Source organism: Streptomyces sp. BBFR51 (genome assembly GCF_044591655.1).
Classification (GTDB): Bacteria; Actinomycetota; Actinomycetes; order Streptomycetales; family Streptomycetaceae; genus Streptomyces.
Window position 1 is genome coordinate 5,729,196 of record NZ_CP172448.1, and the last position, 25,685, is coordinate 5,754,880.

24 protein-coding genes are annotated in these 25,685 nt (G+C 72.9%); 9 read left to right on the forward strand and 15 right to left on the reverse strand.

What is annotated here, in order from left to right:
* Window positions 1-147 precede the first annotated feature (147 nt).
* The 3 genes from ACGH7X_RS26330 to ACGH7X_RS26340 all read right to left on the reverse strand — a co-directional run bounded on the left by ACGH7X_RS26330 (window position 148) and on the right by ACGH7X_RS26340 (window position 2,839).
* A complete protein-coding gene (locus tag ACGH7X_RS26330; RefSeq protein ID WP_399888765.1) occupies window positions 148-1,272 on the reverse strand; it encodes a sensor histidine kinase in 1,125 nt (374 codons plus the stop codon).
* The gene (locus ACGH7X_RS26335) at window positions 1,269-2,009 is read right to left on the reverse strand and encodes a response regulator transcription factor (protein ID WP_217167633.1); all 741 of its coding nucleotides are present in this window, start codon (window positions 2,007-2,009) and stop codon (window positions 1,269-1,271) included. Before ACGH7X_RS26335 ends, ACGH7X_RS26330 begins: the two co-directional genes overlap by 4 nt.
* Window positions 2,010-2,122: 113 nt before the next feature.
* A complete protein-coding gene (locus tag ACGH7X_RS26340; protein WP_399888767.1) occupies window positions 2,123-2,839 on the reverse strand; it encodes a spermidine synthase in 717 nt (238 codons plus the stop codon).
* 179 nt (window positions 2,840-3,018) lie between these two features.
* Here ACGH7X_RS26340 and lon point away from each other — a divergent pair, with 179 nt between their 5' ends.
* Window positions 3,019-5,442 (forward strand): endopeptidase La, encoded by a 2,424-nt coding sequence (gene lon / locus ACGH7X_RS26345; RefSeq protein ID WP_399888770.1) that lies wholly within the window; start codon window positions 3,019-3,021, stop codon window positions 5,440-5,442.
* A 108-nt stretch (window positions 5,443-5,550) separates the two neighbouring features.
* On the opposite strand, the gene ACGH7X_RS26350 is transcribed toward lon, so the two are convergent.
* Entirely contained in the window at window positions 5,551-6,378 is an 828-nt protein-coding gene (locus ACGH7X_RS26350) for a lysozyme (RefSeq protein WP_399888772.1), read from the reverse strand.
* Window positions 6,379-6,616: 238 nt separating this feature from the next.
* On the opposite strand from ACGH7X_RS26350, the gene ACGH7X_RS26355 reads away from it, so the two are divergent.
* Window positions 6,617-7,123, forward strand: a complete 507-nt coding sequence (locus ACGH7X_RS26355) for a MarR family winged helix-turn-helix transcriptional regulator (protein ID WP_399888775.1) — start codon at window positions 6,617-6,619, stop codon at window positions 7,121-7,123.
* A gap of 6 nt (window positions 7,124-7,129) precedes the next feature.
* Here the strand turns inward: ACGH7X_RS26355 and ACGH7X_RS26360 are convergent, their stop codons facing one another.
* A complete protein-coding gene (locus tag ACGH7X_RS26360; RefSeq protein WP_399888778.1) occupies window positions 7,130-7,921 on the reverse strand; it encodes a hypothetical protein in 792 nt (263 codons plus the stop codon).
* 443 nt (window positions 7,922-8,364) lie between these two features.
* Here ACGH7X_RS26360 and ACGH7X_RS26365 point away from each other — a divergent pair, with 443 nt between their 5' ends.
* Genes ACGH7X_RS26365 through ACGH7X_RS26385 form a run of 5 tightly spaced genes read left to right on the forward strand, consistent with a single transcriptional unit; the run spans window position 8,365 to window position 14,431 of the window.
* Complete coding sequence (locus ACGH7X_RS26365) at window positions 8,365-11,532, forward strand: nitrate- and nitrite sensing domain-containing protein (RefSeq protein WP_399888781.1); 3,168 nt, start codon at window positions 8,365-8,367, stop codon at window positions 11,530-11,532.
* Window positions 11,529-12,032: a roadblock/LC7 domain-containing protein gene (locus ACGH7X_RS26370; protein ID WP_399888784.1), complete on the forward strand. Its 504-nt coding sequence runs from the start codon at window positions 11,529-11,531 to the stop codon at window positions 12,030-12,032. Before ACGH7X_RS26365 ends, ACGH7X_RS26370 begins: the two co-directional genes overlap by 4 nt.
* Window positions 12,029-12,502 (forward strand): DUF742 domain-containing protein, encoded by a 474-nt coding sequence (locus ACGH7X_RS26375; protein WP_399888787.1) that lies wholly within the window; start codon window positions 12,029-12,031, stop codon window positions 12,500-12,502. The genes ACGH7X_RS26370 and ACGH7X_RS26375 overlap by 4 nt, the downstream gene beginning before the upstream one ends.
* A complete protein-coding gene (locus ACGH7X_RS26380; protein WP_399888790.1) occupies window positions 12,483-13,124 on the forward strand; it encodes a GTP-binding protein in 642 nt (213 codons plus the stop codon). The genes ACGH7X_RS26375 and ACGH7X_RS26380 overlap by 20 nt, the downstream gene beginning before the upstream one ends.
* 44 nt (window positions 13,125-13,168) lie before the next feature.
* Window positions 13,169-14,431, forward strand: coding sequence for a styrene monooxygenase/indole monooxygenase family protein (locus ACGH7X_RS26385; protein WP_399888793.1), 1,263 nt, complete (start codon window positions 13,169-13,171; stop codon window positions 14,429-14,431).
* Here the strand turns inward: ACGH7X_RS26385 and ACGH7X_RS26390 are convergent.
* From ACGH7X_RS26390 to ACGH7X_RS26405, 4 genes are all read right to left on the reverse strand, one after another.
* A complete protein-coding gene (locus ACGH7X_RS26390; protein WP_399888796.1) occupies window positions 14,395-15,564 on the reverse strand; it encodes an NlpC/P60 family protein in 1,170 nt (389 codons plus the stop codon). The two genes, ACGH7X_RS26385 and ACGH7X_RS26390, sit on opposite strands and share 37 nt — an antisense overlap.
* Before the next feature lie 103 nt (window positions 15,565-15,667).
* Window positions 15,668-16,027, reverse strand: coding sequence for a hypothetical protein (locus tag ACGH7X_RS26395; protein WP_399888799.1), 360 nt, complete (start codon window positions 16,025-16,027; stop codon window positions 15,668-15,670).
* 31 nt (window positions 16,028-16,058) lie between these two features.
* The gene (locus ACGH7X_RS26400; RefSeq protein ID WP_399888802.1) at window positions 16,059-16,712 is read right to left on the reverse strand and encodes a TetR/AcrR family transcriptional regulator; all 654 of its coding nucleotides are present in this window, start codon (window positions 16,710-16,712) and stop codon (window positions 16,059-16,061) included.
* A gap of 62 nt (window positions 16,713-16,774) precedes the next feature.
* Complete coding sequence (locus ACGH7X_RS26405) at window positions 16,775-17,713, reverse strand: diiron oxygenase (protein ID WP_399888805.1); 939 nt, start codon at window positions 17,711-17,713, stop codon at window positions 16,775-16,777.
* 237 nt (window positions 17,714-17,950) lie between these two features.
* Between ACGH7X_RS26405 and ACGH7X_RS26410 the strand changes: the two genes are divergently transcribed.
* Window positions 17,951-18,550, forward strand: a complete 600-nt coding sequence (locus tag ACGH7X_RS26410; RefSeq protein ID WP_399888808.1) for a Uma2 family endonuclease — start codon at window positions 17,951-17,953, stop codon at window positions 18,548-18,550.
* Between the two features lie 12 nt (window positions 18,551-18,562).
* Here the strand turns inward: ACGH7X_RS26410 and ACGH7X_RS26415 are convergent, their stop codons facing one another.
* From ACGH7X_RS26415 to ACGH7X_RS26440, 6 genes are all read right to left on the reverse strand, one after another.
* Window positions 18,563-20,020: a penicillin-binding transpeptidase domain-containing protein gene (locus ACGH7X_RS26415; protein ID WP_399888811.1), complete on the reverse strand. Its 1,458-nt coding sequence runs from the start codon at window positions 20,018-20,020 to the stop codon at window positions 18,563-18,565.
* Between the two features lie 16 nt (window positions 20,021-20,036).
* Window positions 20,037-21,410, reverse strand: a complete 1,374-nt coding sequence (locus ACGH7X_RS26420; RefSeq protein WP_399888814.1) for an FtsW/RodA/SpoVE family cell cycle protein — start codon at window positions 21,408-21,410, stop codon at window positions 20,037-20,039.
* Between the two features lie 43 nt (window positions 21,411-21,453).
* Window positions 21,454-21,945: an SH3 domain-containing protein gene (locus ACGH7X_RS26425; RefSeq protein WP_399888817.1), complete on the reverse strand. Its 492-nt coding sequence runs from the start codon at window positions 21,943-21,945 to the stop codon at window positions 21,454-21,456.
* 136 nt (window positions 21,946-22,081) lie between these two features.
* Window positions 22,082-23,326: an ATP-binding protein gene (locus ACGH7X_RS26430; RefSeq protein ID WP_399888820.1), complete on the reverse strand. Its 1,245-nt coding sequence runs from the start codon at window positions 23,324-23,326 to the stop codon at window positions 22,082-22,084.
* Window positions 23,323-24,147, reverse strand: coding sequence for a hypothetical protein (locus tag ACGH7X_RS26435; RefSeq protein ID WP_399888823.1), 825 nt, complete (start codon window positions 24,145-24,147; stop codon window positions 23,323-23,325). Before ACGH7X_RS26435 ends, ACGH7X_RS26430 begins: the two co-directional genes overlap by 4 nt.
* A 109-nt stretch (window positions 24,148-24,256) precedes the next feature.
* Complete coding sequence (locus ACGH7X_RS26440; RefSeq protein WP_399888826.1) at window positions 24,257-24,763, reverse strand: dual specificity protein phosphatase family protein; 507 nt, start codon at window positions 24,761-24,763, stop codon at window positions 24,257-24,259.
* 108 nt (window positions 24,764-24,871) lie between these two features.
* Here ACGH7X_RS26440 and ACGH7X_RS26445 point away from each other — a divergent pair, with 108 nt between their 5' ends.
* Complete coding sequence (locus ACGH7X_RS26445) at window positions 24,872-25,675, forward strand: nuclease-related domain-containing protein (protein WP_399888829.1); 804 nt, start codon at window positions 24,872-24,874, stop codon at window positions 25,673-25,675.
* The last annotated feature ends 10 nt before the right edge of the window (window positions 25,676-25,685 follow it).

Sequence of the window (25,685 nt, forward strand, 5' to 3'; positions counted from 1 at the left end):
GGAAATGGCGGGAAACAAGCGAGGTTCTGCTGCGTGAGGGATCGGGAGGCCCGGACCCGGCGCCTCAAAAACGCGGGCCTGCGGCTGATCACACGTGTCCGCCAGCGCGGATGCCGTGGATCTTGATGCTCCGCTTCGAACCCTACGTCAACCCGACGTCGACGGCAGGCCCGGAAGAGTGATGCGGATCCGGCAGCCCCGCTCGGATTCGGCCACCCCGATCCGGCCGCCGTGCAGATCCACCGCCCAGCGGGCGATCGCCAGGCCCAGACCGGTGCCGCCGTCGCTGCCCGGACCGTGCGGACGCGACACCGAACCCCGGTTGAACCGCTCGAACACCCGGCGCCACTCCGAGCGCGGAATGCCCGGACCCTCGTCCAGAACCTCCAGCTCCAGGGACTCGGGCAGCTCCCCGCACCGTGCCCTGACCGTCACGCGGCCGTGCGGCGGGCTGTGCTTGACGGCGTTGTCGATGAGGTTGGCGACGACCTGGTGGATGCGCTCGGGGTCGGCGTGCGCCGTCAGCTCCGGCGGGAAGACGTCCAGGGCCAGATGCACGTCGGTGCGGGTGTGGCTGCCGGAGCCGGAGGCGATGCCCGCGCGCGCCGAGGCGACCATGTTGGCCTCCTTGAGCACGCCCGACAGGTAGGGCCAGACCTCGAAGCGCCGCTTGCGCAGCGGTATGACGCCGTTGTCCAGGCGGGAGAGGTCGAGCAGCGTCTCCACCAGCCGGCCGAGCCGCTCCGTCTGGCCGAGCGCCGTGCGCATGGTCTCCGGGTCGGCCTCGGTGACGCCGTCGACGATGTTCTCCAGCACCGCGCGCAGGCCCGCGATCGGGGTGCGCAGCTCGTGCGAGACGTTCGCCACCAGCTCCTTGCGCTGGAGGTCCTGGGCCTCCAGGTCGTCGGCCATGCGGTTGATGGTGACGGCCAGGTCGCCCAGCTCGTCGCGGCGGCTCTCGCGCACCCGGCGCGTGTAGTCGCCGTGCGAGATGGACCGGGCCACGGCGTTCATCTCGTCCAGCGGCGCGGTCAGCGAGTGGGCCACGAACTGCGTGATGAGCAGCGTGGCGATCATGGAGAAGACCGTGATGAAGCGCAGCTCCGTCTTGGTGTGCACGGCGATCACCGAGAGACCGGTGGTGATCAGCACCGACGTGACGACCAGCGCGCCCAGCTTGGTCTTGATCGAGAACGGGCGTACGCCGCCCCAGGGCTCCCCGGTGTTCCGAGGGCCGGGGCTCCTCCGCGCGGCTTCCCGTCCCCGGCTCATGGCGTCGGCGTCTCCAGCGCGTAGCCCACGCCGTGCACGGTACGGATGCGCTCGGCGCCGATCTTCCGGCGCAGCGCCTTGATGTGGCTGTCCACGGTCCGGGTGCCGGAGGCGTCCGCCCAGTCCCAGACCTCGGCCAGCAGCTGCTCACGGGAGAGCACCGCGCGCGGGGTGTTCGCCAGGCAGACCAGCAGGTCGAACTCGGTGGGGGTGAGGTGGACGTCCTCGCTGCGCACCCGCACCCGGCGCTGCGCGTGGTCGATCTCCAGCTCGCCCAGGCGCAGGATGCCGCTGCGCGGCGTCGAGGCGGCCACGACGGCCCGCTCCACCCGCCGCAGCAGCACGTGCACGCGTGCGGCCAGCTCGCGCATCGAGAACGGCTTGGTCATGTAGTCGTCGGCGCCCACGCCGAGGCCGACCAGCATGTCCGTCTCGTCGTCGCGCGCGGTGAGCATCAGCACCGGCACCGGCCGCTGGGCCTGCACGCGCCGGCAGACCTCCAGACCGTCGAAGCCGGGCAGCATGATGTCGAGGATCAGCAGGTCGGGCTGCCAAGCCTCGGCCGTGTCGACGGCGGACGGACCGTCGCCCGCCGTTTGCACCAGGAACCCTTCGGCGCGCAGACGGGTCGCGATGGCGTCCACGATCGTCTGGTCGTCCTCGACCACCAGCACCCGGCGCTGTGCGCCCTGGGTGGCCGTCGCCGTGCCGTTGTGGGAGGTCTGTGTCTGCTCCATCGCCCGCCCCTGAGGTGTGCTTTCCGGAATCCGTGGGGTGATCCCATGACTGCGCTTGACGCTTGAATGATCCGCGTCAGGGCAGCAGCGTACGGGGAGTCACCGCGCCTTTGCTATCCAGGCCCGACGCCGATGTGTACGACGTCCGGAACGCCCCGGGCAACGGGGATCTCTTCGGTACGCACCTGCTGGAAACCGGCATTACGCAAGGTTTCTTCGAATTCCGGAGAGGGCTGCGCAGACCATACGGCAAGCACCCCACCGGGCCTCAACAGCCGCGCGCAGCCCGCCAGTCCGGACGGTGCGTACAGCCCGTCGTTGCCCTCGGTGACGGTCCAGCCGGGGCCGTTGTCGATGTCCAGGCAGAGCGCGTCGTACGTGTCGGATGTCTCATTGACGTAATCCACCAGGTCCGCCTCGACGATCTCCGCGCGCGGGTCGGCCAGGGCGTCGGCGGAGAGGGCCGCCAGCGGTCCGCCGTAGTGCCAGTCGATGATGGCGCGCTCCCGCTCGACGACCGCGATCCGGCCCCAGCGCGGGTCGGCGGCCGCGTGCGCGAGGGAGAAGCCGACGCCGAGACCGCCGATGAGCAGATGCGGCGCGACCCGCCCACCGGAGGAGGCCCGCCCACCGGAGGCGGCCAGCGCGTCCGCCGCCGCGTCGACCAGCCGCCGCTCCGAGCGCCCGTCGGAGGTGTCCATCAGGAAGCAGCCGTTCGCGATGATCTGCAGCAGCGCCCCGTGCCGGCGCAGGACGACCTCGCCGTGCGGGCCCTCGCGACGGTCCAGCACCTCGGGGATGTCGTGCAAGTCGTGGGAAGTGATGGGCATCGGCCCATCCTGACAGGGGGGAATGCCAAGGGAGCCACCCGCGCTCCCCTCTACGGGCACCGCAGCCCGTCCGGGCGCCCGGACCATTGATCGCTCAGAGCGAACGCGACCCGGGGAACAATCGGGGGCTCCCTTTCATTGAGTCGATGTAACTCAACTTGACTGCCGAAGGGGAGATCATGGCTGCTGAGTCCGCCGCCTTCACACCGCTCACCCTGCCCGTGCTGCCGCTCGACGACGAAGTGGTCCTGCCCGGCATGGTCGTCCCCCTGGACCTGAGCGACGCCGAGGTACGGGCCGCGGTGGAGGCCGCCCAGGCCGCCGCCCGGTCCGAGCCCGGCAAGCCCCGGGTCCTGCTCGTCCCACGCATCGACGGCACCCACGCCGCAACCGGCGTACTCGGCACCGTCGAGCAGGTCGGCAGGCTGGCCGACGGCGACCCGGGCGCCCTGATCCGCGGCCGGGGCCGGGTGCGCGTCGGCGCCGGCACCTCCGGCCCGGGCGCCGCGCTCTGGGTCGAGGGCACCCGGGTCGACGAGACCGTGCCCGAGCCGCTGCCCGGCCAGGTCGCCGAGCTGGTGACCGAATACAAGGCGCTCGCCACCGCATGGCTGCGCAAGCGCGGCGCCTGGCAGGTCGTCGACCGGGTCCAGGCCATCGACGACGTGTCCGCGCTCGCCGACAACTCCGGCTACTCGCCCTTCCTCACCACCGAGCAGAAGGTCGAGCTGCTCGAGACCGCCGACCCGGTCGCCCGCCTGAAGCTCGCCACCCAGCAGCTGCGCGACCACCTCGCCGAGCAGGACGTCGCCGAGAGCATCGCCAAGGACGTCCAGGAGGGCGTCGACAAGCAGCAGCGGGAGTTCCTGCTGCGCCGCCAGCTCGAAGCCGTGCGCAAGGAGCTGCGCGAGATCAACGGTGAGCAGGACGGTGAGGAGTCCGACGACTACCGCGCCCGCGTCGAGGCCGCCGACCTGCCCGAGAAGGTCCGCGAGGCCGTCCTCAAGGAGGTCGACAAGCTGGAGCGCTCCTCCGACCAGTCGCCCGAGGGCTCCTGGATCCGCACCTGGCTCGACACGGTGCTCGAGATGCCGTGGAGCGAGCGCACCGAGGACGCCTACGACATCCAGGGCGCCCAGACCGTCCTCGACGCCGAGCACGCGGGCCTTCAGGACGTGAAGGAGCGCATCACCGAGTACCTCGCCGTGCGCAAGCGGCGCGGCGACCGGGGCCTCGGCGTCGTCGGCGGCCGGCGCGGCGGTGCCGTACTGGCCCTGGTGGGTCCGCCCGGCGTCGGCAAGACCTCGCTCGGCGAGTCCGTTGCCCACGCCATGGGCCGCAAGTTCGTCCGCGTCGCCCTCGGCGGCGTCCGCGACGAGGCGGAGATCCGCGGCCACCGGCGTACGTACGTCGGGGCGCTGCCCGGCCGGATCGTGCGGGCGATCAAGGAGGCGGGTTCCATGAACCCGGTCGTCCTGCTCGACGAGATCGACAAGGTCGGCTCCGACTTCCGGGGCGACCCCGCCGCGGCCCTGCTCGAGGTCCTCGACCCGGCCCAGAACCACACCTTCCGGGACCACTACCTGGAGGTCGAGCTGGACCTGTCCGACGTCGTCTTCCTCGCCACCGCCAACGTCCTGGAGGCCATCCCCGAGGCCCTGCTCGACCGCATGGAGCTGGTCCGCCTCGACGGCTACACCGAGGACGAGAAGGTCGTCATCGCCCGCGATCACCTGCTCCCGCGCCAGCTGGAGCGGGCCGGGCTGGAGGCGGACGAGGTCGCCGTCGACGAGGGCGCGCTGCGCAGGCTGGCCGGCGAGTACACCCGCGAGGCGGGCGTGCGGACCCTGGAGCGGTCCATCGCGCGGCTGCTGCGCAAGGTGGCGGCCCAGCACGAACTGGGCGAGCGTGAGCTGCCCTTCACCGTCACCGACGCCGACCTGCGCGCGCTGATCGGCCGGCCGCACCACGTGCCCGAGTCCGCCCAGGACCCGGCGGAGCGGCGCACCTCGGTGCCGGGCGTGGCCACCGGCCTCGCGGTCACCGGCGCGGGCGGCGACGTCCTCTACGTCGAGGCGTCGCTGGCCGACCCGGAGACGGGCGCGGCGGGTCTGACCCTGACCGGTCAGCTGGGCGACGTGATGAAGGAGTCGGCGCAGATCGCGCTGAGCTTCCTGCGCAGTCACGGCGCCGAGCTGGAACTGCCGGTGGGCGACCTGAAGGACCGGGGAGCGCACATTCACTTCCCGGCGGGCGCGGTTCCCAAGGACGGCCCGAGCGCCGGCGTCACCATGACCACGGCCCTCGCCTCGCTGCTGTCGGGCCGGCTGGTCCGCACGGACGTGGCCATGACCGGCGAGGTCTCGCTGACCGGCCGCGTGCTGCCGATCGGCGGGGTCAAGCAGAAGCTGCTCGCGGCGCACCGGGCGGGGGTCACCACGGTGATCATCCCCAAGCGCAACGAGCCCGACCTGGACGACGTCCCGGCGGAGGTCCTGGACAAGCTCGACGTCCACGCCGTCAGCGACGTCCGTCAGGTCCTGGAACTGGCGCTCGCACCGGCGACCAGCGGTGCGGCGCGTGCGACTCCGGTAGCGGCGTGACGGGGACGCTGCCGGATGAGCCGAAGGCCCGGGTCCCGTGAGGGAGGCCCGGGCCTTCGCTCCGTACGAACGCTTCCTTGCGCGTCCTTGCGCGCGGCGCGGGCGCCGTCAGCCGTTGGCCAGGGCGACCACCCGGTCCAGCGCGCCGTTGAACTTGTTGTGGTCACCGACCGTCGGCCCGGACGACGTGTACTGCCACATCGTGTAGAAGCCCCACCCGGCCGGCAGCGTGCCCACCGAGGACGCGTACCGGGCGACCCACAGCGGGTTGTTCACGGCGAAACCGCCGTAGTTGCCGGTGCACTGCGTCCACCAGCTGGTGGCCGTGTAGATCACGGCGTCCCGTCCGGTGCGGGCCTTGTAGGTGTTCAGGAAGTCGCGGACCCAGGAGACCATCTGGCTCTGCGACTTGCCGTAGCAGGTGGCCCCGTACGGGTTCCACTCGATGTCCAGCGCGCCCGGCAGCGTCTTGCCGTCGCGGGACCAGCCGCCGCCGTGGTCGACGAAGTAGTTGGCCTGCGCGGCGCCGCTCGTCGTGTCCGGGGTGGCGAAGTGGTACGCGCCGCGGATCATGCCGACGTTGTAGGAGCCGTTGTACTGCTGGGAGAAGTAGGGGTTGGTGTAGTACGTCCCCTCGGTGGCCTTGACGTAGGCCCACTTGACCCCGCTGTTCCACAGGGTCGACCAGGCGACGTTGCCCTGGTGGCTGGAGACGTCGACGCCCTCGGTCTGGGCGGCGTCACCCGGGACGGGGGTGCCCTGCCGCCCGTCGTGCTCGAGAACGCCCATGCCCATGTGGGCGGAGCCGCGCGACGGGGTGTCGGCGGACGACGACGCGTGCGCCGGGAGAGTGAACACGAGGGAGAACGCGGCGAGCAGGATCCCGCTGACGGCGAGGCGCCGGCCGCGGGCCGATCCGGATCTGTGCACGAGCATGACGTGCCTCCGATGGCTCGGTGGTGCTCGGTGGGGGATGCGCGAGTGGGGAGAACCCGTGAGTGGCGTGGGCATGCCATCGGCGGGTCCGGTGAAGACGCTACGCACGTAGAACGGGGGTGGGAAGAGGGACCGAAAGCCGCCGTTGGTCTAAGCCTGCGAAATACTTGGCGAGCTGCGGCGATGGCGGCCCGTGGCGGAAACTTTCAGGACCCGGAAAATCGAGGCAGGGGCTGACGTGCAGGAAGACGGGAACGACGGCGGTCGCGGAGTCGGAACCGGGGGTGAAGGGCGCGTGTCGGGCAGTGGTGTGAACCAACCGGAGTTCCTGGCACTGGAGCGGGAGTTGACGGTCCTGCTGCGGCGGGCCCGGGCCAACCAGGGCGAGATGGCCCGGGAGGTCCACCCCGACCTCGAGTCGTCCGCGTACGGCCTGCTCGTCCGGCTCGGCGAGTGCGGCGGGCAGCGCGCCACGGACCTCGCCGCCTACATCGGCGTCGGCAAGGCGACGATGTCCCGCCAACTGCGCGCCCTGGAGGAACTCGGGCTCGTCGCCCGGGAGCCCGACCCCGCCGACGGCCGGGCCTGGCTGGTCACGCTGACCCCGGAGGGCCAGGAACGCGTCGGCCGGGTGCGGGAGGCCCGCCGCGCCCGCTACGCCCGCCGGCTCGCCGACTGGAACCCGCACGAGGTGACGGAGCTGGCCAGGCTGCTGCACGAACTCAACCGCGGGATGGAGAGGTAGCGCCGCTCACAGCTCCGCGTAGACCACCGTCGCGTCGTCGTGCGTCTTGCTGCGCCCGAGGTGCGTCCGGGCGCCCGCCGCGTCCGCGCGTTCCAGCTCACGGACCCGGTCCACCAGCGCCTGCGCGCCCTGCTTGCGCACCAGCGCGAGGCAGTCCGCCCAGTCGCCCTCCCGGAACTTCTCCACCCACCGGGCGGCCCCGTCCGTCAGCGCCGTCAGCGTCCGCACCTCGCCGCGCGGCAGCACTCCCGTCACGGCCCGCGCCGCCACCGCGGGGTCGGCCGCGGCCGTGAAGAAACCGCCCTCCCTGTTGCGCAGGCCGGCATCCACCAGCGCGTCCGTGGCGAGGGCCGAGCGGGGCAGCCGGGACAGCCGGTCGTCCAGGACGGGGGTGAGGGCGCCGTCGGGGGCCTCCACCAGCAGCGCCGAGTCGGACAGCACCAGGTACTCGACCGCGGCCTGGGACCAGCGGGCGAGGACCACGGTTGCCTGCGGGGTCCGCGGGTGAGAAAGGTCACAGGTTTCCGCGTGGGCCGCCGCGGTACGAGCGATGGCGCGGGACAGGGCCTCGACGAGGGGGAGATCCGGGAGTGAAACGGTCAGTTCGGTCAGCGCCCCACCGAGGCGCGCCGTGAACCAGGGCACGGAATGCAGGCAGCCCGTCGCGGTCCGTGGCGGTGTCACACCGTCCAGTACGACGAGCGAGCCACCCTGCCCCGAGGCCGGTAGTCCGACGCTCGCGAAGTCCTCGTTGGGGTGGTCGGCCAGGCCTGGTTCCGAGACGAGTTCCGTGCGCATCCCGCCAGTCTGCACGACCCCTTCACAGGGTCCGCGGGAGGCTGGCAACTTCCCCGAACTCCCCGTAGTCGCGCAGGTCAGGCACCCAATTTGGGACGGAATTCCGTCCTCCGACGACGCGTGGCGGCACATAGTGCCACCGCCCGCCGCAGACGTCCAACCGGCGCGCCGCGCCACCGCGTCGCAGGAGCCGCGGGAACTTGCTCCCCAACTCCCGTCCGGGGTTCACTCCTTCGGGTGGCGGGTCGGATGATGCGCGCTCACCACCCACCGGCACTGGGAGGGTCGGGAACCGGTGGGGGGCCTGCCCCGCTCACGCGGTCTCCCCGCCCGACGCGCTGCCGGCGGCCGGGAAACGGCCCGGAGCCCGGCGGAGGGTGCACGAGCCCCCGACCGGCCAGTTGACGGAGCGCCACCCGGGCCCACGGGTACACGAGTCAGGAATGCGAGCACCGGTGCAGAAGACGCGGCCTCGTCGCACAGGCAAGCAGACGGACCCCGCGGGGAGCGCGGAGCGCACCCCCGGAACCTCCACCCCGGCGCCGCCGGAGGTCCCCGTCGGCAAGGGCCGTCCCACCCACGTACGCAACCGCCTCATCGTCGCCGTGGCGGTCGTGGCGGCCGCCGTCGCCGGGGCGGGAACCCCCTCGGTCGTGGCTGCCTCCGGGCAACTGCACGACTCCCAGGCACTGGTGACCCTCGCCGAGCAGACCCAGGGCGCGCTGACCCTCGCCCACTCCCTCGCCGACGAACGCGACGAGGTCACCCCGTACATCGCGGCCGGACGCCCCGAGTCCAAGGCGCCCTCCGAGCAGCGCGGCGCCCGCGTCGACCGGCAGGTGGAGGAGCTGCGCGCCGACACCGACACGCCCGCCTCCCTGCGCGAGGACCTCGACGCCGTCGCGGCGCTGCGCCGGGCCGCCCTCACCGGCAAGAGCACCGCCCTCGAAGCCCACGAGGCGTACTCGGACGCGATCACCGAACTCCACGCCCTCGCCGAGAAGCTGGCCGAGGAGATGCCGCCGCGCGCGGGCTCCGGCGCGTACGCCCTCGCCGAGCTGGACACCGCCGTCCAGCAGGCCGCCGCCACCCGCGGTCTGCTGCTCGCCGCCCTGAACGTGCCCAGCACCACCGAGACCGTCATCGACCCGATGACCGGCCTGCCGACCGAGACGACCACCACCTCGGACGCCGACGCCGAGCAGCGCGACGCCCTCGCCGCCGCCGCCCAGCAGGCCCGGGTGCGCTCCGACGCCGGGCTCGCCGACTTCCGCGAGGGCGCGCCCAAGGAGGCGCGGAGCAGCTTCGACGCCACGGTCGCCGGACCCGAGGTCAACTCCGCCGAGAAGTACCTCGCCGGTCTCACGGACGAGCCGACGCTCTCCGACAGCGACCTCGGCACCAGCACCAAGAGGCTGGACGCCGCGCTCTCCGCCCGCGTCGACGCGATGCGCGGCGCCGAGTCCGCCCTGTACGAGAAGCGCGTCAAGGCCCTGGAGCAGCTGCGCGACGACGACGTCACCGCGCTGGAGATCCGGATCGCCGCCCTCGGCGCCCTGATCCTGCTCGCCGTCGGTGTCGCCACCGCCCTGGCCCGCACCCTCACCCGCCCGCTGTCGGTGCTGCGCCGCGGCTCGGCCCGGCTGGCCGGCGCGGAGGACCCGACGGCCGAGGAGCCCGTGGCCTTCACCGGCCGCAACGACGAGTTCGCACAGGTCGTCCGCTCCGTCAACGCCCTGCACACGCACGCCGCCACGCTCGCCGGACGGGTGGGCACGCTGGAGTCCGACCGCAAGCACCTCGTCGGCCAGCGGCAGAAGATGGCCGACACCCGCGAGGAACTGCGCGCCGAACTCGCCGAGTCCGCCGCTCGGCTGGAGGTGGTGCGCAAGAGCATCGGCTCCACCTTCGTCAACCTCGCACTGCGCACCCTCGGCCTGGTCGAGCGGCAACTGGCCGTCATCGAGGGCCTGGAGGAGCGCGAGCAGGACCCGGACCGCCTCGCCACGCTGTTCAAGCTCGACCACTTCGCCACCGTCATGCGCCGGCACAGCGAGAACCTCCTCGTCCTCGCCGGCACCGAGCACGTCCAGCACAGCGCCTCGCCGGTGCCCCTGGTCGACGTGGTCCGGGCCGCGGTCAGCGAGATCGAGCGGTACGAGCGGGTCCGCATCGCCGCGCTGCCGCCGCACGCGCACGTGGCCGGGTTCGCCGCCGACGACCTCTCCCACCTGCTGGCCGAGCTGATGGAGAACGCCACCTCCTTCTCGCCGCCGGACCTGCCCGTCGAGGTCTCCGGCTGGCTCCTGGAGAACGGCGAGGTGATGCTCTCCGTCCAGGACGAGGGCATCGGCATGGCCACCGAACGCCTCCAGCGGCTCAACGCCCGCCTCACCGACTTCGACCCCGACGCGCCGTACGACCAGGAGGGCGAGGACGGTCTCGGGCTCGGCCTCTACGTCGTCGCCCGCCTCGCCCACCGGCACGGGGCGCGCGTGCGGCTGCGGGAGCAGAAGCAGGGCGGTGTCGCGGCCGTCGTGGTGCTCCCGAGTCCCCTGCTCGCGCCCGCTCCGCCGGCCGCGCTCGCCCCGAGCGTGCCGATGTCCGACGGCACCGGTTCCTTCTCCCTGCCCGGCGCCGACGCGGAGGCCAACTCCAACGTCCTGCACGGGCGGGCGGAGAAGGGCGCGGACCCGCTGGTCGCCTCGGCGGAACGGGCGGTACGGCGCGCGGAGGCCGACACGGCGGACACGACGGACGCCGCCGAGGCCACGCAGGCTTCGGACGCGGGCTCCCGCCCGGAAGGGGGCGAGACGCAGGAGACGCCGGAGTCGCACGAGGCCGGTGAGGCTTCGGAGCGGCAAGGGGTGGCCCACGAGGCACCCGAGGCCGGTGAGGCCCCGGAGGTCCTCCCGGGTCCGGACGAAAGCCCCGAGGCACGCGAGGCCGCGGCGCAGGAGACCCCGGACGAAGCCGCCGCGCCCGAACCCGCCCAGGACGCGACGGCTCCCGAGGCCGAGACCGTCCCCGGCCGGGATCTCCCCGACGACACGACGATGGCCCTCCTGCTCCCGCCCCAGCCGGAACCCCCGGCCGAGGCGGAGCCCCTGGCCGAGGCGGAGCCCCAGACCCGGGCGGAGCCACCCGCCCAGGCGCCGGAACCGGAGTCCGCAGCCGCACCCGCACCCGATCCCTACGCCATCGGCCCCGACGCCCACGACCGCACCCCGGACGAGGGCGCGGCCCGGACACAGGACACGCCGGACCCGGCGGACGCGACCGCCACGGAAGCCGGCCCCGAAGGACCCGAACAACCCGAACAACCCGACGAACCCGTCGAACTCGACGAACCCGTCACCGGCAAGGGGCTGCCCAAGCGCACCCCGAAGCTCACCACCCCCGCCGCGGTGCCGCGCCCGCGCGCGTCGGGCTCCGTGGACGCCGAGGCACTCCGCCGTCGCCTGGGGGGATTCCGCCGGGGTGCGGAGGCCGGCCGCCGGGACGTCGAGGCGGAGATCGCCGACCGGACGGAAGGACACGAGGCGCCGCCCACCGCGGCGGGTACGACCGAAGAAGTCACGGGGGGCACCGTCGAGGAGGCAAGCAGTTGACCGCGCCCAGTACCTTCGGACTGAGCAGTGAAGCCCGCAATCTCCACTGGCTGCTGACCAACCTCGTCGAGGAGGTGCCCGGCATCGAATCGGTCGCGGTGGTCTCCTCCGACGGCCTCCTGCTGCTCTCCTCCGACCCCGGTCGCAACGAGGAGGCCCGCCAGGCCCGCGAAACGCCCCGGGCCGGCCCGCGGGGCTCCGCCGCCGACCTCGCCACCGTCGTCTCCGGCGTGGGCAGCCTGACCATCGGCGCCGCCCGGCTGATGGACTCCGGCACCGTGAAGCACACCATGGTCGCCATGGACGAGGGCAGCCTGTTCGTCATGTCGATCAGCGACGGCTCGCTGCTCGGCGTGCACGGCTCCGCGGACTGCGACATGAGCGTCGTCGCCTACCACATGGCGCTCTTCGTCGGCCGCGCCGGCCACGTCCTGACCCCCGAACTCCGCAGCGAACTGCGGAAATCCCTGGAGTCCGAGTCGACGGGGAGCGCCCGATGAGCAGCAGTCCCGGGAAGAACGGCCGGGGGCATCTCCCCGTACGCGGCGCCGACCGCAAACCCGCCCGCGTACGCCCCTACTCGCTCACCGGCGGCCGTACCCGCTTCGGCCACGTCCTGCTCGTCGAGACGTTCGTCGGCGCCACCGCCGGCACCGCCGCGCTGGAAGCCGCCGAGGAACGCAGGGAACTGACTGGGGGTACCTCCCACGCGTTCAGCAGTGGGGGAGGCTCGCTCACCTCCCGCGTGATGCCGGAGATGCGGGCCATCGTCGAACTGTGCCGCCGCATGCGTACGGTGGCCGAGATCGCCGCGCTGCTGAAGATGCCGCTCGGCGTGGTCCGCGTGCTCCTCAGCGACCTCGCTGACCAGGGAAAGATCCGTGTGTACGGCACCGGGACCGGCCACGGCACGGGCCGCCCGGACCGCGCTCTGCTCGAAAGGGTGCTCAGTGGACTCCGTCGTCTCTGACGCCGCCGCCTCCGGCGTCCCCCCGCTCGTCGACACCGACGGGCCCGCACAGCCCTGGCAGACGGATCCCACCCGTGCGCCGGTCGCGACGAAGATCGTCGTCGCGGGTGGTTTCGGCGTGGGCAAGACCACGCTGGTCACCGCCGTCTCGGAGATCACGCCCCTGCAGACCGAGGCGCTGATGACCGAGGCGAGCGAGGAGACCGACGACCTCACCGCCACCCCGGGCAAGCTCACCACGACCGTCGCCATGGACTTCGGGCGCATCACGCTCGACGACGACCTGGTGCTCTACCTGTTCGGCACGCCGGGCCAGCAGCGCTTCTGGTTCATGTGGGACGACCTGGTGCGCGGCGCGATCGGCGCCGTCGTGCTGGCCGACACCCGGCGCCTGAAGGACTGCTGGCCGGCGCTGGACTACTTCGAGAGCTGCGGGCTGCCGTACGTCGTCGCGGTCAACCACTTCGACGGCAGCGAGCTGTTCGAGGCGGAGGACGTGCGGGAGGCGTTGACGATCCCGGCGCACATACCTGTCATGATCATGGACGCGCGCCGCCGGATCTCGGCCATCGAGACCCTCCTGTCCCTCGTGGGCCACGCGCTCGACGAAACACCCGAGTAGACGAACTCTCGACCAGACGCCCCCGAGTAGGAGACGGAAACCGCATGCGGAAGATACTCGTCGTCGGAGCCGGCCAGTCCGGTCTCCAGCTCGCCCTCGGCCTGCAGTCGCACGGCTACGAGGTCACCCTGATGTCCAACCGGACCGCGGACGAGATCCGCACCGGCCGGGTCATGTCGACGCAGTGCATGTTCCACACGGCACTCCAGCACGAGCGCGATCTCCAGCTGAACTTCTGGGAGTCCCAGGCCCCGAAGATCGAGGGACTCGGTGTCTCGGTCGCCGCCCCCGGCTCGCACGACCCCGGTCCGACCCAGCGCGCGATCGACTGGCTGGGGCGCCTCGACGGCTTCGCGCAGTCGGTCGACCAGCGGGTGAAGATGGCCGGCTGGATGGAGACCTTCGCCCAGCGCGGCGGCCAGCTCGTCATCCACGGCGCGGCCGTCGGCGACCTGGACTACTTCTCCCGCGCCTACGACCTGGTCCTGGTCTCGGCGGGCAAGGGCGAGCTGGTCCAGATGTTCGCCCGCGACGCCTCCCGCTCCCCGTACGCCGAACCGCAGCGCGCCCTCGCCGTCGCCTACGTCCACGGGATGGGCCCGCGCCCGGAGCACCCGGACACGGAGGCCGTCCGCTGCAACCTGGTCCCCGGTGTCGGGGAGCTGTTCGTCATGCCGACGTTCACCACCTCGGGCCGCGCCGACATCCTGTTCCTGGAGGGCATACCCGGCGGCCCGCTCGACGTCTTCGGGGACGTCAAGGACCCGGCGGAGCACCTCTCCCTGACCCTGGAACTCATGGAGAAGTTCGTCCCCTGGGAGTACGCGCGGGCCACCAAGGTCGAACTGACCGACGCCGGCGGCACCCTCGCCGGCCGCTACGCCCCCACGGTCCGCAACCCCGTCGGCCGCCTCCCCGGCGGGGGTCTCGTCCTCGGCGTGGCCGACGTGGTCGTCGCCAACGACCCGATCACCGGCCAGGGCTCCAACTCCGCCTCCAAGTGCGCCGCCTCCTACCTCGCCTCGATCCTGGAGCAGGGGGAGAAGGAGTTCGACGAGGCCTGGATGAGGCAGACCTTCGACCGCTACTGGGAGACGGCCCAGCACGTCACCAAGTGGACGAACGCCATGCTGGCCCCGCCGCCGGAGCACATCCTGAACCTGATCGGCGCCGGGGGCCAGCTCCAGCCGGTCGCCGACCGCTTCGCCAACGGCTTCAACGACCCGGCCGACTTCGAGAACTTCTTCTACGAGCCGGCGAAGACCGAGGGCTACCTGACGGAGGTCTCGGGCGCCGCCGGCGCGTAGGACGCCGCGTACCCCTCGTCCGACCCGTCCGTCGCCCCCTGCGGGAGCCTCGGCGGCGTGTACCGCCGTACGGGCTCCCCGTGCGGGTCGGGGCGTACGGCGCCCAGGACCGGGTTGGCGGCGATCGGCGAGACCTTGACGTCGGCGCCGGGGCGGGGTGCCTGGACGACCATGCCGTCCCCGAGGTACATCGCCACGTGGGTGGCCTCGGGGAAGTACACGACCAGGTCACCGGGCCGCAGCTCGCCGAGCGGCACGTGCTCGAGCCGCGCCCACTGCTCCTGGCTGGTCCGCGGGATCGGCGTCCCGGCCCGCTGCCAGGCCACGGAGGTCAGCCCCGAGCAGTCGTACGACGCCGGGCCCTCGGCGCCCCACTCGTACGGCTTGCCGAGCTGATCCACCGCGAAGCGCACCGCCCGGTCGCCCTCGGCCGACGGTTTGTCGTCGTCGCCGAGCGCGCCCGACGCCAGGAACCGCTCCTGCTCCTCGGCGACCCCGCTCTTCTCCAGCTCCGCCAGCGCGGCCAGCTCCTCGGGGGTGAGCGAGGCGAGCAGTTCCTCGACGGCGCGCAGCCGTTCGCGTACGCCGTCCCGCTCCTCCTCCTGGCGCTCGGCGAGGGCGAGCTGTTCGTCCAGGGCCGCGCGGGCCCGCTCGGCCAGCTCGTCGGCCTTCCTCGTGTCGCCGGTCAGGCGACCCACCGTCTCGGCCCGCTCCCGGGACAGCCGGCCGATCACATGGCCCTGGTCGAGCGCGTGCTGCGGGTCGCGGGCCAGCAGCAGCCGCAGATAGGGGGAGAGGTTGCTGCTGTTCTGGTACTGCTGCCGGGCCAGCCGCCCGGCCGCGCCCCGGCTGTCGCGCAGGGACAGCCGGGTGCCGGCCAGCTCGGTGTCCAGGCGCCGCACCTCGGCGCGCTGCCTCGTCAGCCGTTCCTCGGTGCCGTTGTAGGTCTCGGTGGCCTTCTCCGCCTCCCGGTACAGCGCCTGAAGGTCCGTCAGCAGCTCGGCCACCGACCGGTCGCCACCGGCCCTTTCGGCCCCGCCGGGCTCGGGCTCGGCCGTCGCGGGCACGGGCGCGAGGACGATCCCGGCCGCGACCGCGGCCGTACACACCAGACGCAGAAGCCTTCCTGACACGCCATCACCTCCGGTGCGGGGCGGCACGTCCGCTCCGCACGGTGAGCATGTGGCGCGTTCCGGGGCCGCGCGCGCCGAGTGTGCGCGGTTCGGCGCAACCGGGTCACCCGTGGGCGTCGTCCGGCTTGCCACCCGGCGTGGCGTCTGGATCGGTGCCGGGCAGGGTGTCCCGCCCGGCGTCCGGCCCGGCGTCCGGCCCGGCCTCCGGTTTGGACCAGGGCCACTTCCGGCCCGCGCCCTTCCCGCCCTCGGGGGCGTACGCGTACTTCCACCGGGCGAACCGCAGCCCGCCGCGGGACTCCCGGGGCACGCGCCGGTACACGAGCACGGTGGGCGCACCGCCGTCCGGGTCCGGTACGGGGATGCGGTACGTCTTCGGCGGGTGCCCGGTCATCCCGACCAGGACGGGCAGCACCCGTCCGTCCATGGGGCCGCCCTCGAAGGGGGTGTCTTCGCTCTTCACGGGACCAGTGTCGGTGATCGCGGCACCGGTGTCAGAGGTCGGCCGCCAGCGCCTCGACCAGCGTCGCGGTCTGCGCGTCGCGGCGGGCGGTGACCGTCAGCACGGCGAGGAACTGCTCCACCAGCCAGTCCCGCAGCTCGTCGAAGGGCGGCTGCTTGTCCTCGTCCAGCCAGATCAGCGAGGCCGCCTCCACCGCCGTGATCCACATCCGGACGGTCATCCGCAGCCGCGGGCCGGGCTCGCTGACGTCCAGGTGGCGCATGATGTGCTCGGCGGCGGCCCGGCGTACGCCGTCCACGATGCCCGAGGTCTGCGAGGTCTCGACCACGCTGCCGCCGCGCAGCAGGGCGCTGAAGCCGGTGTCGTGCTCGTCGACGAAGGTGAGATAGCGGTCCAGGGCGCGGGACAGCCGGGCCAGCAGCGGACCCTCGCGGGGCTCGTCGAAGCACAGCCGCAGCTCGTCGGCGGCCGACCTGAGCGCGGCCTCGTACAGCTGCTGCTTGCCGCCGGGGAAGTACCGGTACACCAGTGGCCTCGAGACCCCGGCCTGCTCCGCCACGTCGTCCAGGGAGACCTCCTCCGGCGGCCGGTGCGCGAAGAGGGCGAGCGCCGCGTCGAGCAACTGGACGCGGCGCTCCTCGACGCTGAGGCGGCGGTAGGCGGGGGTGGAGGCCTGCGGGGTCATGAACCGCAGCGTAACCCGCACAGGCCCGCGGCCACCCACGTCAGCGGGCCGGACCGGCCCGACTACGCCAGCAGCCCCGACGACTTCCACAGGCGCCGCCCGACGCCCCGCAGGACGCCGATGTCGTCCAGGAAGTCCGTGAGGCGCTTCGAGCCGGTCTGCATGATCTCGCGGCGGTGGCCGCTGGCCTTGACCTGGGCCAGGGCCTCGCGCTTGTCCAGGCCGACGTTCGTGTACACCTCGGGGTTGATGAAGGCGATGGAGAAGACGCGGGCGAACTCCCCGGAGGTGATCCGGGTGAACTCCTGCGACCACTTCGGCGCCGTCACCATCTGGCGGCGCAGCTCCTCACGGGCGTAGCGCACGTGCCGGGCCTCCTCCACGACGTGGATGCGCGTGACGCCCCGGACCAGCGGCTGGATCCGCTCGTCGGGGAAGGTCAGCCGCTGCATCCAGTCCAGGACCTCCTCGCCGAGCAGCGTGGCGGTGAAGGAGCCGGGCGTGGTGGAGATCGTCTTGAACAGGCGCCCCAGGTGCTGGTGGACCGGGCTCACCGGGTACCACGGCGTCCCGCCGCGCGATATCAGCCGGGCGAACATCTTCGAGTGCCGGCACTCGTCCTCGATCTCGGTCAGCGCGTACCGCACGTGGGCGCTCGTCGCCGCCTTGTCGTAGATGTGCCGCACCAGCAGCTGCATGAGGATCAGCTCGAACCAGATGCCGAGCGAGGCGAGCGCGGCGGCCTCGTGCTGGGAGAGCACGAGGCGCTGCTCCTCGCTCATCCGCTTCCACATCGGTGTGTCGTACAGCGACACCAGCTCCGGCGGCCAGAACCACTTGCCGTCCTCGAACGGCGCGTCCCAGTCCAGTTCCTTGTCCGGGTCGAAGGAGTGCTTGGCGGACGAGTCGAGCAGCCGTTCGGCCACCTGCTCCCGGTCCTTGAGCAGGCCGAGCGCGTCGCGCAGGCCCTCGAGCGCGTCGGCTTCCGTCAGCGTCGTCATGGCTGTGTCCCACCTCGTCGAACGGATCGTGTTACCCGCGGTCACTCCAGCGTGTTCCGTCTTATGAGACTGCGTGTCAGTAAGCTCGTCAATCCCCTGCGTGGAACTTGTTGACCGCGAGTAAAGGTGGGGTGGCCGTCAATCGTCCGGCGTGGGTTCGCTCGATGGGGCGCTCCGTCGGCGTTCGTGCTGGGTACGCTGGCTGTGTCCGTCGGACTCCGGTACATGGGAGCGATCATGAGCGCCGCACGTGACTACGGGCTGGACGACGACTACGAGTGGCCCCGTCCGCCGGAGGGCGGCTGGACGGCGGACGACCTCGACGAGCTTCCCAACCTGCCTCCGCACACGGAGCTGATCGACGGGAGCCTTGTTTTCGTGAGTTCGCAGACCATTTTCCACTCTCTGGCCATCCGATTGCTGGACCACGCCCTGCTGGCCCAGACGCCGGACGAGCTGAAGGTCATGATGCAGATGACCGTCAAGCTCAACGAACGCAATCGGACGGAGCCCGATGTGCTGGTGTTCCGGGCGGAGGCCTTCGCCGGTACGAAGCAGACCTGGTACCGGCCTGAAGATGTCGTGATCGCTGTTGAGGTCGTTTCCAAGGAGTCGATGGAACGGGATCGGGAGGTCAAGCCCTTGAAGTACGCGCAGGCGGGTATCCCGCACTACTGGCGAGTCGAGGAGAACCACGACCTCCCGGTGGTCTACGCGTACGAACTCGACCCGGCCAGTAAGGTCTATGGGTTGGTCGGCATCTTCCACAATCGCCTCAAGCTCACCGTCCCTTTCCCGATCGACATCGACCTCACCAGTCTGGAACCTCGCCGGTGAGCGCTCTTTGCCTCACCCCCCGAGAACCGCCTCCATCACCGCCCGCGCGATCGGCGCCGCCAGCCCACCCCCGCTGATCCCCTCCCGGTCCGCCGCCGAGCCCTCGACCACCACCGCCACCGCGACCTTCGGCTCCAGGTCCTGATCGCCCTGCGCCCAGGAGACGAACCAGGCGTACGGCGTGCCCGAGTTGCCGACTCCGTGCTGGGCGGTGCCGGTCTTGCCGCCGACCGTGGCGCCCGGGATCGCGGCCTTCGCGCCGGTGCCGTTGTCCACCACGCCCCTCATCAGCTCCTTGAGCCGCGCGGCCGTCGACGGTCGCATCGCCTCCCGGGACGGCCGTGACCCGGCGGTCGCCACCAGGCTGCCGCCCGCCCGCAGCGTCCGTTCCACCAGGTAAGGGGAGCGCACCTGGCCCCCGTTGGCCACCGCCGCCGCCACCATCGCCATCTGCAGCGGGGTGGCCCGGGTGTTGTACTGGCCGATCGAGGACAGCCCGAGCTGAGCCCGGTCCACCGAGGTGTCGAAGGTGCTCCGCGAGACGGGGAAGGGGACGCGCAGCCCGTCGTCGTTGAAGCCGAAGGCCTCCGCCATGGCGGCCATGTCCGTCACGCCCACGTCCACGCCGAGCTTGGCGAACACCGTGTTGCAGGACCACTCGAACGCCTCCCGCAGCGAGGCGTCCCGGCAGCCGTCGGCCTCGTTGGTGAGCTTCGTCCGCGTCCCGGGCAGGGTGTACGGGTCGGGGGAGCGGGTCGGCGCGTCCAGGTCGCGGATCACGCCCGCGTCCAGCGCCGCCGCCGCGGTGACCACCTTGAAGGTCGAACCCGGCGGATAGGTCCGGCGCACCGCCCGGTTGAGCATCGGCTTGTCAGGGTCGCCGTTGAGCCGGTCCCAGGTCCGGGTGGCGGCCGCGCTGTTGCCGGACAGCAGTTGCGGGTCGTACGACGGGGTGGAGACCAGCGCCAGGACCCGGCCCGTGGACGGCTCGATCGCGGCCACCGCCCCCTTGCGCCCGCCCAGCCCCTCGAACGCCGCCCGCTGCGCGCCCCCGTCGATCGTCGTCACGACGTCGCCGCCCGGGTTGGGCGCGCCCGTCACGTCGTTCCACAGCGGCAGCGGCGCGAGCATCGGGTCGGCCCCGGACAGCAGGCCGTCCTCGGCGTGCTCGAGGAGCGTCGTCCCGTACGCCTGCGAGGCGAAGCCGGTGATCGGCGCGTACATCGGCCCGTTGGCGTAGGTCCGCTCGTAGCGCAGGTGCTCGCCGGTGTCACGGGAGCCGGTGACCGCCTTGCCGCCGACCAGGATGTCGCCGCGCGGCTGCTGGTAGCGGGCGATGTCGGGGCGGCGGTTGGCCGGGTTGTCGTCGTACTCCTGCTTCTGGACGATCTGCACCCGGGCCGCGTTGACCACCAGGGCGACCAGCAGCAGCGCGCAGAAGACGGCCGCGTGCCGGATGTTCCGGGTCACCGGAGCCGCTCCCCGCTCACGGCGCCGCCTGCCCGCCGGACTGGCTGCGGGCCGCGTGGCTGACCCGGATCAGCAGCGCCACGATCGCCCAGTTGGTGACGACCGAGGAGCCGCCCTGGGCCAGGAACGGCATCGCCATGCCGGTCAGCGGGATCAGCCCGCTCACCCCGCCCGCGATGACGAACACCTGGAGCGCCACGATCGAGGAGAGACCGACCGCGAGCAGCCGGCCGAAGGGGTCGCGGGCGGCCAGGCCCGCCCGGTAGCCGCGCTCCACCAGCAGCCCGTACAGCAGGAACACGGCGGTCAGCCCGAGGAAGCCCAGCTCCTCGCCGGCCGTCGCCAGGATGAAGTCCGACTTGACGGCGAAGCCGATCAGGACGGAGTGCCCGAGGCCCAGGCCCGTGCCGGTCACCCCGCCCGCCGCGAACGCGAACAGGGACTGGGCCAGCTGGCCCGGCCCGTCGCCCGCCTCGATGGACGCGAAGGGGTGCAGCCAGTCCTCCACCCTGCTGTGCACGTGCGGCTCCAGCCAGCCCACGGCGACCGCACCCAGCGAGGCCAGCAGCAGGCCGACCGCGATCCAGCCGGTGCGGCCGGTGGCGACGTAGAGGAGGACCACGAACAGGCCGAAGAAGAGGAGCGAGGTACCCAGGTCGCGCTCCAGGACCAGGACGCCGACGCTGACCAGCCACACGGCGAGGATGGGGCCGAGGACGCGGCCGGTGGGCAGCTGGAGCCGCCACACCCGGCGGCCCGCGTACGCCAGTGCGCTGCGGTTGGCGGCCAGGTAGGCGGCGAAGAAGACCGCGAGCAGCACCTTCGCGAACTCGCCGGGCTGGATGGAGAAGTCCCCGACCCGGATCCAGATGCGGGCGCCGTTCACCGCCGGGAAGAAGATCGGCGCGGTGAGCAGGACGAGCGCGGCGGCGACACAGACGTACGCGTACCGCTGGAGGACCCGGTGGTCGCGCAGGAGCAGGACGACCACGATGAACAGCGCGACGCCCAGCGTCGACCACACCAGCTGGGCCGGGGCCGCCCGGTCGCCCGGCGTCTCCAGGTCGAGCCGGTAGATCAGCACCAGGCCGAGCCCGTTGAGCAGCACGCCGATCGGCAGCAGCAGGGGGTCGGCGTACGGGGCGCGCAGCCGCACCGCCAGATGGGCGAGGAGCGCCAGCACACCGAGCCCGGCGCCGTAACCGGCGGCGCCGGGCGGGAGGGTGCCGTCCTGGGCGAGGCCGACGTTGCAGTAGCCGAACACCGACAGCAGCACGGCCATGAGGATGAGGGCGAGTTCGATGCCACGGCGCCGCGGGAGCCGGGCGACGGGAGCGGGCGTGTCCGCCTGTGCCACGGTGATTCCGGGTCCCGTTCCGGACTTCGTCATGTCCGGAACTTACCCAAATGATGCGGTGTGCGAGTCGCCGGCATCAGCACCAGCGCGGCGCGGGGCCGATGTTGTCGATGTAGCGGGCCGCGCCCCAGGCCCAGGTGCCGTCCGTGAGGAGGTACCAGAGGGGGTTGCCCTTGACCCTGTCGCCCGGCGTCTTGCAGTAGATGGAGACGACCTCGCCCCGGCGGGCGTACCGGATGACGTCCGAACCGCGGGTCGGCGAGGTGCGCAGGGCCAGCCGGTCGGCCGTCACGACACCCCGGTAGCGGCCCTGCTCCTGACGGCCGTCGCTCCCGCCCCACTGGTCGCCGGCGTTTCCGCCGCCGTTTCCGCCACTGCTTCCTGTGCCGTTTCCTGTGCCGTTTTCTCCGCTGGCGAGGCCGGGGGCGGAGCCCGAGCCGCCGCCCCGCTCGTCGCTCGCCGCGGCGGGCGTGACGGCGACGGCGGTGGCGAGCGCGCCGGCCGCGAGGGCGGTGGCGAGGCCGCGGACCAGGGGTGAGCGCGAGGCCGGTGCGGACAGTAGGGGCATGGGAGTACCTCCCGGGAGCGAACGGGTCTTCAGGTGACTAACCGCCACATTAGGAGCGCCCGGTACGCGCCGCCCGCCGCACTGAGCCATCGGGGAAGAGGCCGTGTCCAGGCGGGTCCGGGCGGGTCCGGGCGGCTCAGGGCTGCTGAGGCAGCGTCAGCCTCGCCAGGGCCCCGCCGTCCGGCGGATTGGTGAACTCCAGCCGCGCCCCGAGCACCTCCGCCTGCCCCAGCGCGATCGTCAGCCCGAGGCCGTGCCCCTTGGTCCCGCCCTCGGTGCGAAAGCGCTGCGGACCGTGGGCGAGGAGGTACTCCGGATAGCCGTCCCCGTGGTCCCGTACGGCGATCACCGGACCGTCCACGGTCAGCACCACCGGGGCCCGCCCGTGCCGGTGGGCGTTCGCGACCAGGTTGCCCAGCACCCGCTCCAGGCGCCGCCGGTCGGTCTCCACCCACGCGTCCCCCGCGACGTCCACGCGCGTGTCGGTGCCCGAGCCCCGCACCACCCGCCGGACCAGCGCGCCCAGCTCCTCCGGCTCCGTCGCGGGCCGCTCCCGCCCGCTCTCCAGCCGGGAGATCTCCAGCAGGTCCTCGGTGAGGGTGCGCAGCGCCGCCACCCGGTCCCGCACCAGCTCGGTGGGGCGGCCCGGCGGCAGCAGCTCGGCCGCCGCGTGCAGCCCGGTGAGCGGGGTGCGCAGCTCGTGCGCCACGTCCGCGGTGAACCGCTGCTCGGCGAGCAGCTTGCCCTGCAGCGACGACGCCATCGAGTCCAGCGCGGCCGCGACCGAGGCCACCTCGTCCTGCGGGCGCGTCGGGTGCCGCGCCCGCGGATCGCCGACCCGCGCGTCCAGGTCACCCGCGCTGATCCGCCGGGCCACCCGCGCCGTGGCGTGCAGCCGGCGCGTCACCCGCGTCACCGCGAACGCGCCGACCAGCAGCGTCGCCCCGATCGCCAGCGCCGACGACCACACGATCGCGCCGTCCAGACCGTCGATGGTGCGCTCGCCCTGGGAGTGGTCGACCCGCACCGCCAGCGCGCGGCCGCCGTCGGCGGGGCCCGCCGCCCACATCGTGGGGCGCCCCTCGTACTCGGCGACCATCGTGCCGCGCCGGCCCGAGACGGCCAGCTCGCGCAGCCGCCGCGGCAGCCCCGGCGGATCGACGCCGGCGCCCCGCCGCAGCGGGTCCCCGGCCTCGTAGGACTCCGTCGCCTCCCGCAGCCGGGACAGGGCGGCGTCACGCGCCTGGCCCACGGTCTGGTTGGTCACCGAGACGTGCACCAGGACGCCGAGCAGCGCGGCGAGCGCACAGCACATCACGGTGATGAAGACGGCCGCCTTCACCGCGAGCGGACCCGTCCACCGGGGAAGAGCGAGCCTCACCGGGCACTCGCCGGGGACGACGTGGACGGTGCCGCGGAGGGGGAGGGCGAGGAGGAGGACGAGGGCGAGGGCGTCGACGACGGGGACGGCGATGCGGACGGACGTTTCGTGTGCCGGCCGCCGTCGTCGGTGCGCAGCATCTCGTCGCTGGTCAGCAGCATGGCCCGCTGGTCGGCGTCCCAGGTCCACTGGAGGCGGTACTCGTAGCCCGCGACCTCCGAGGGCGAACGGACGATCACCGTCCGCCCGGCCAGCTCGACCGCGCTCACGGCGTCGTCGTAGGACATGACCTGTACCAGGCGGCCCTTCTCGACGGTGTAGACGCGCACCGCGGTCAGCTTGTCCGGCAGCAGCCGGAAACCCAGCGTCATCTCGGGGCGCCCGTCACCGGTCAGGTCGCGGTAGTACGGCCGCAGCACCGGGCACCCGCCGCGCCCGGCACCGGCTCCGTCCGCGCCGCAGTCCGCCATGTGCACGGACGTCTCGTGGTAGCGGGCCTTCGCGTCCGCGTAGTCGTCGGGATGCGCGGCGATCTCGGCCCGCACCGCGGCCACCGGATCCGCCCGGCGGATGTCGTCCCCGGGCACGGTGACGCCCTTGACCGGCGCGTGCTCCACCTCGCCGATGTCGTAGGCCGGACTCGACGCGGGCGTCAGGTCGGGCCAGAGCCGGGCCGGACTCCGCGCGGCCGGCGTCGCCCCCGCACCGCGCAGCCCGCCGGTGTCACCGCAGGCGGCCAGCGCCCCGGCGGCCGTGACCGCCAGGAGCAGCGCGAGGGCGGCGGGGACACGGGCGGGGCGCCCGCGGCGGCTCGGGAGCACTGCACTCCTGGGGTTCGGTGATCGGCGCCGACGGCACCGCACGGCTGCGGGCGGCGCCGTACGCATCTTCGTACGGAAGGCCATTTTGCGTGCGCACGGCCCCGCGGGGCTACTCGGCCAGCTCCTCCAGCAGCCGCACGGTGGCCAGGCCGGCCCGCAGATACGCCACGAAGAGGTCGTTGTGCAGCGCCCACGGCGAGCGCCTGGCCCGGATCAGCCGGACCGCTTCCTCGGCGGTGGCGCCCCGGCGCATCAGCGTGTGCGCGACGACGAGACCCGAGCGGTTGTACCCGTGGTAGCAGCGGACGAGGACCTTGCGGTTCTCGTCCAGCGCCTCGCCGGCGGCCTCCGCCAGCCGGATCACACCGGCGAGCTGCGTGCCGTCCAGAGGCCCGTCGGGGATGGGCCACACATGGTGCTCGACACCGTCGTCCGGCCCGTGTCCGGGCAGTCGCAGCAGCGTCTGCACCAAGTCGAACTCGTCCCGCACCACGGCGTACTCCAGCCGACCGGCCGTCCGCTGGAACTCGTGCCCGCCCATCCAGAGGCCCGGCACGATCTCGTCCCACGGCCGCCCGGGGGCCGGCGCGTCCGGACCTTTTCCACGGGTACGCAACGGCGCCTCCCCAGTCCCGCCCAGGGTCTGCCCAACTCCACCCAAAGGTAACCGGGTTCTTGCCCCCGCAGCACCCCGCCTGGTCCCATGGTCGTGGGGTGATGGTGCATGGACCGACTGCGCGTCATACCGACCTGGCGGCACGGTCAGGAACGGTTGTACGTCTGCCTCCCGGACGGCCGGAACGTCGCCTGGTACGACCGTGAGGCGGCCCGGGTCAACCTGCTGGGCGACGACCGCGAGGGCGAGGTCCTCGAGGCTCTGGGCCCCTTCCTCACCGGCCCCGTCACGGTCGGCCCGCCCCCGGTCCCCACCCCGGCCGAGCTGGCCCGGCTCTCCCTCCACCCGGACGACGACCTCGCCCCCAACCGGCCCGGCGAGGCACTCCTGGTCGCCCTGGAACGCGCACCGGGACCGGCGCACCGCCTGCGTCCCGACCCGCGCCGCCGGGCGCTGGCCGCCGAGCAGACGACGGGGACGGCCCTCGACCGCCTCGACGGCGCCGGCTGGCACACCCTGCACTCCGTGCCGCTGCCCGGCGGCGACCGCGTCCACCACCTGCTGATCGGCCCCGGCGGTCTCTTCGCCCTCCACGTGCTGCCCGCCCGCGGACAGCGGGTGCACGTCGGCGACCCCTTGGTGGCGCTGGGCCGGCGCGACCCGCGTCCCCTGCTGCGCCGGGTCCGCGTCGACGCCGACCGTGCCTCCTACGCCCTGACGGCCGAGGTGCGTCCCGTCCTGGTCCTCGTCGCCCCGGCGCACGTGTCCGTCACCGCCCCGCCCCGCACCGTGCGCGTCCTCACGGACCGGGAGCTGCCGGACCTGGCCCACCTGGGCGGGACGCTCAAACCGGCGGACGTCGAGGCCCTGCACGCGATGGCCCGCGACCGCGCCACCTGGAAGCGCGTCTAGGCGCCGTCGT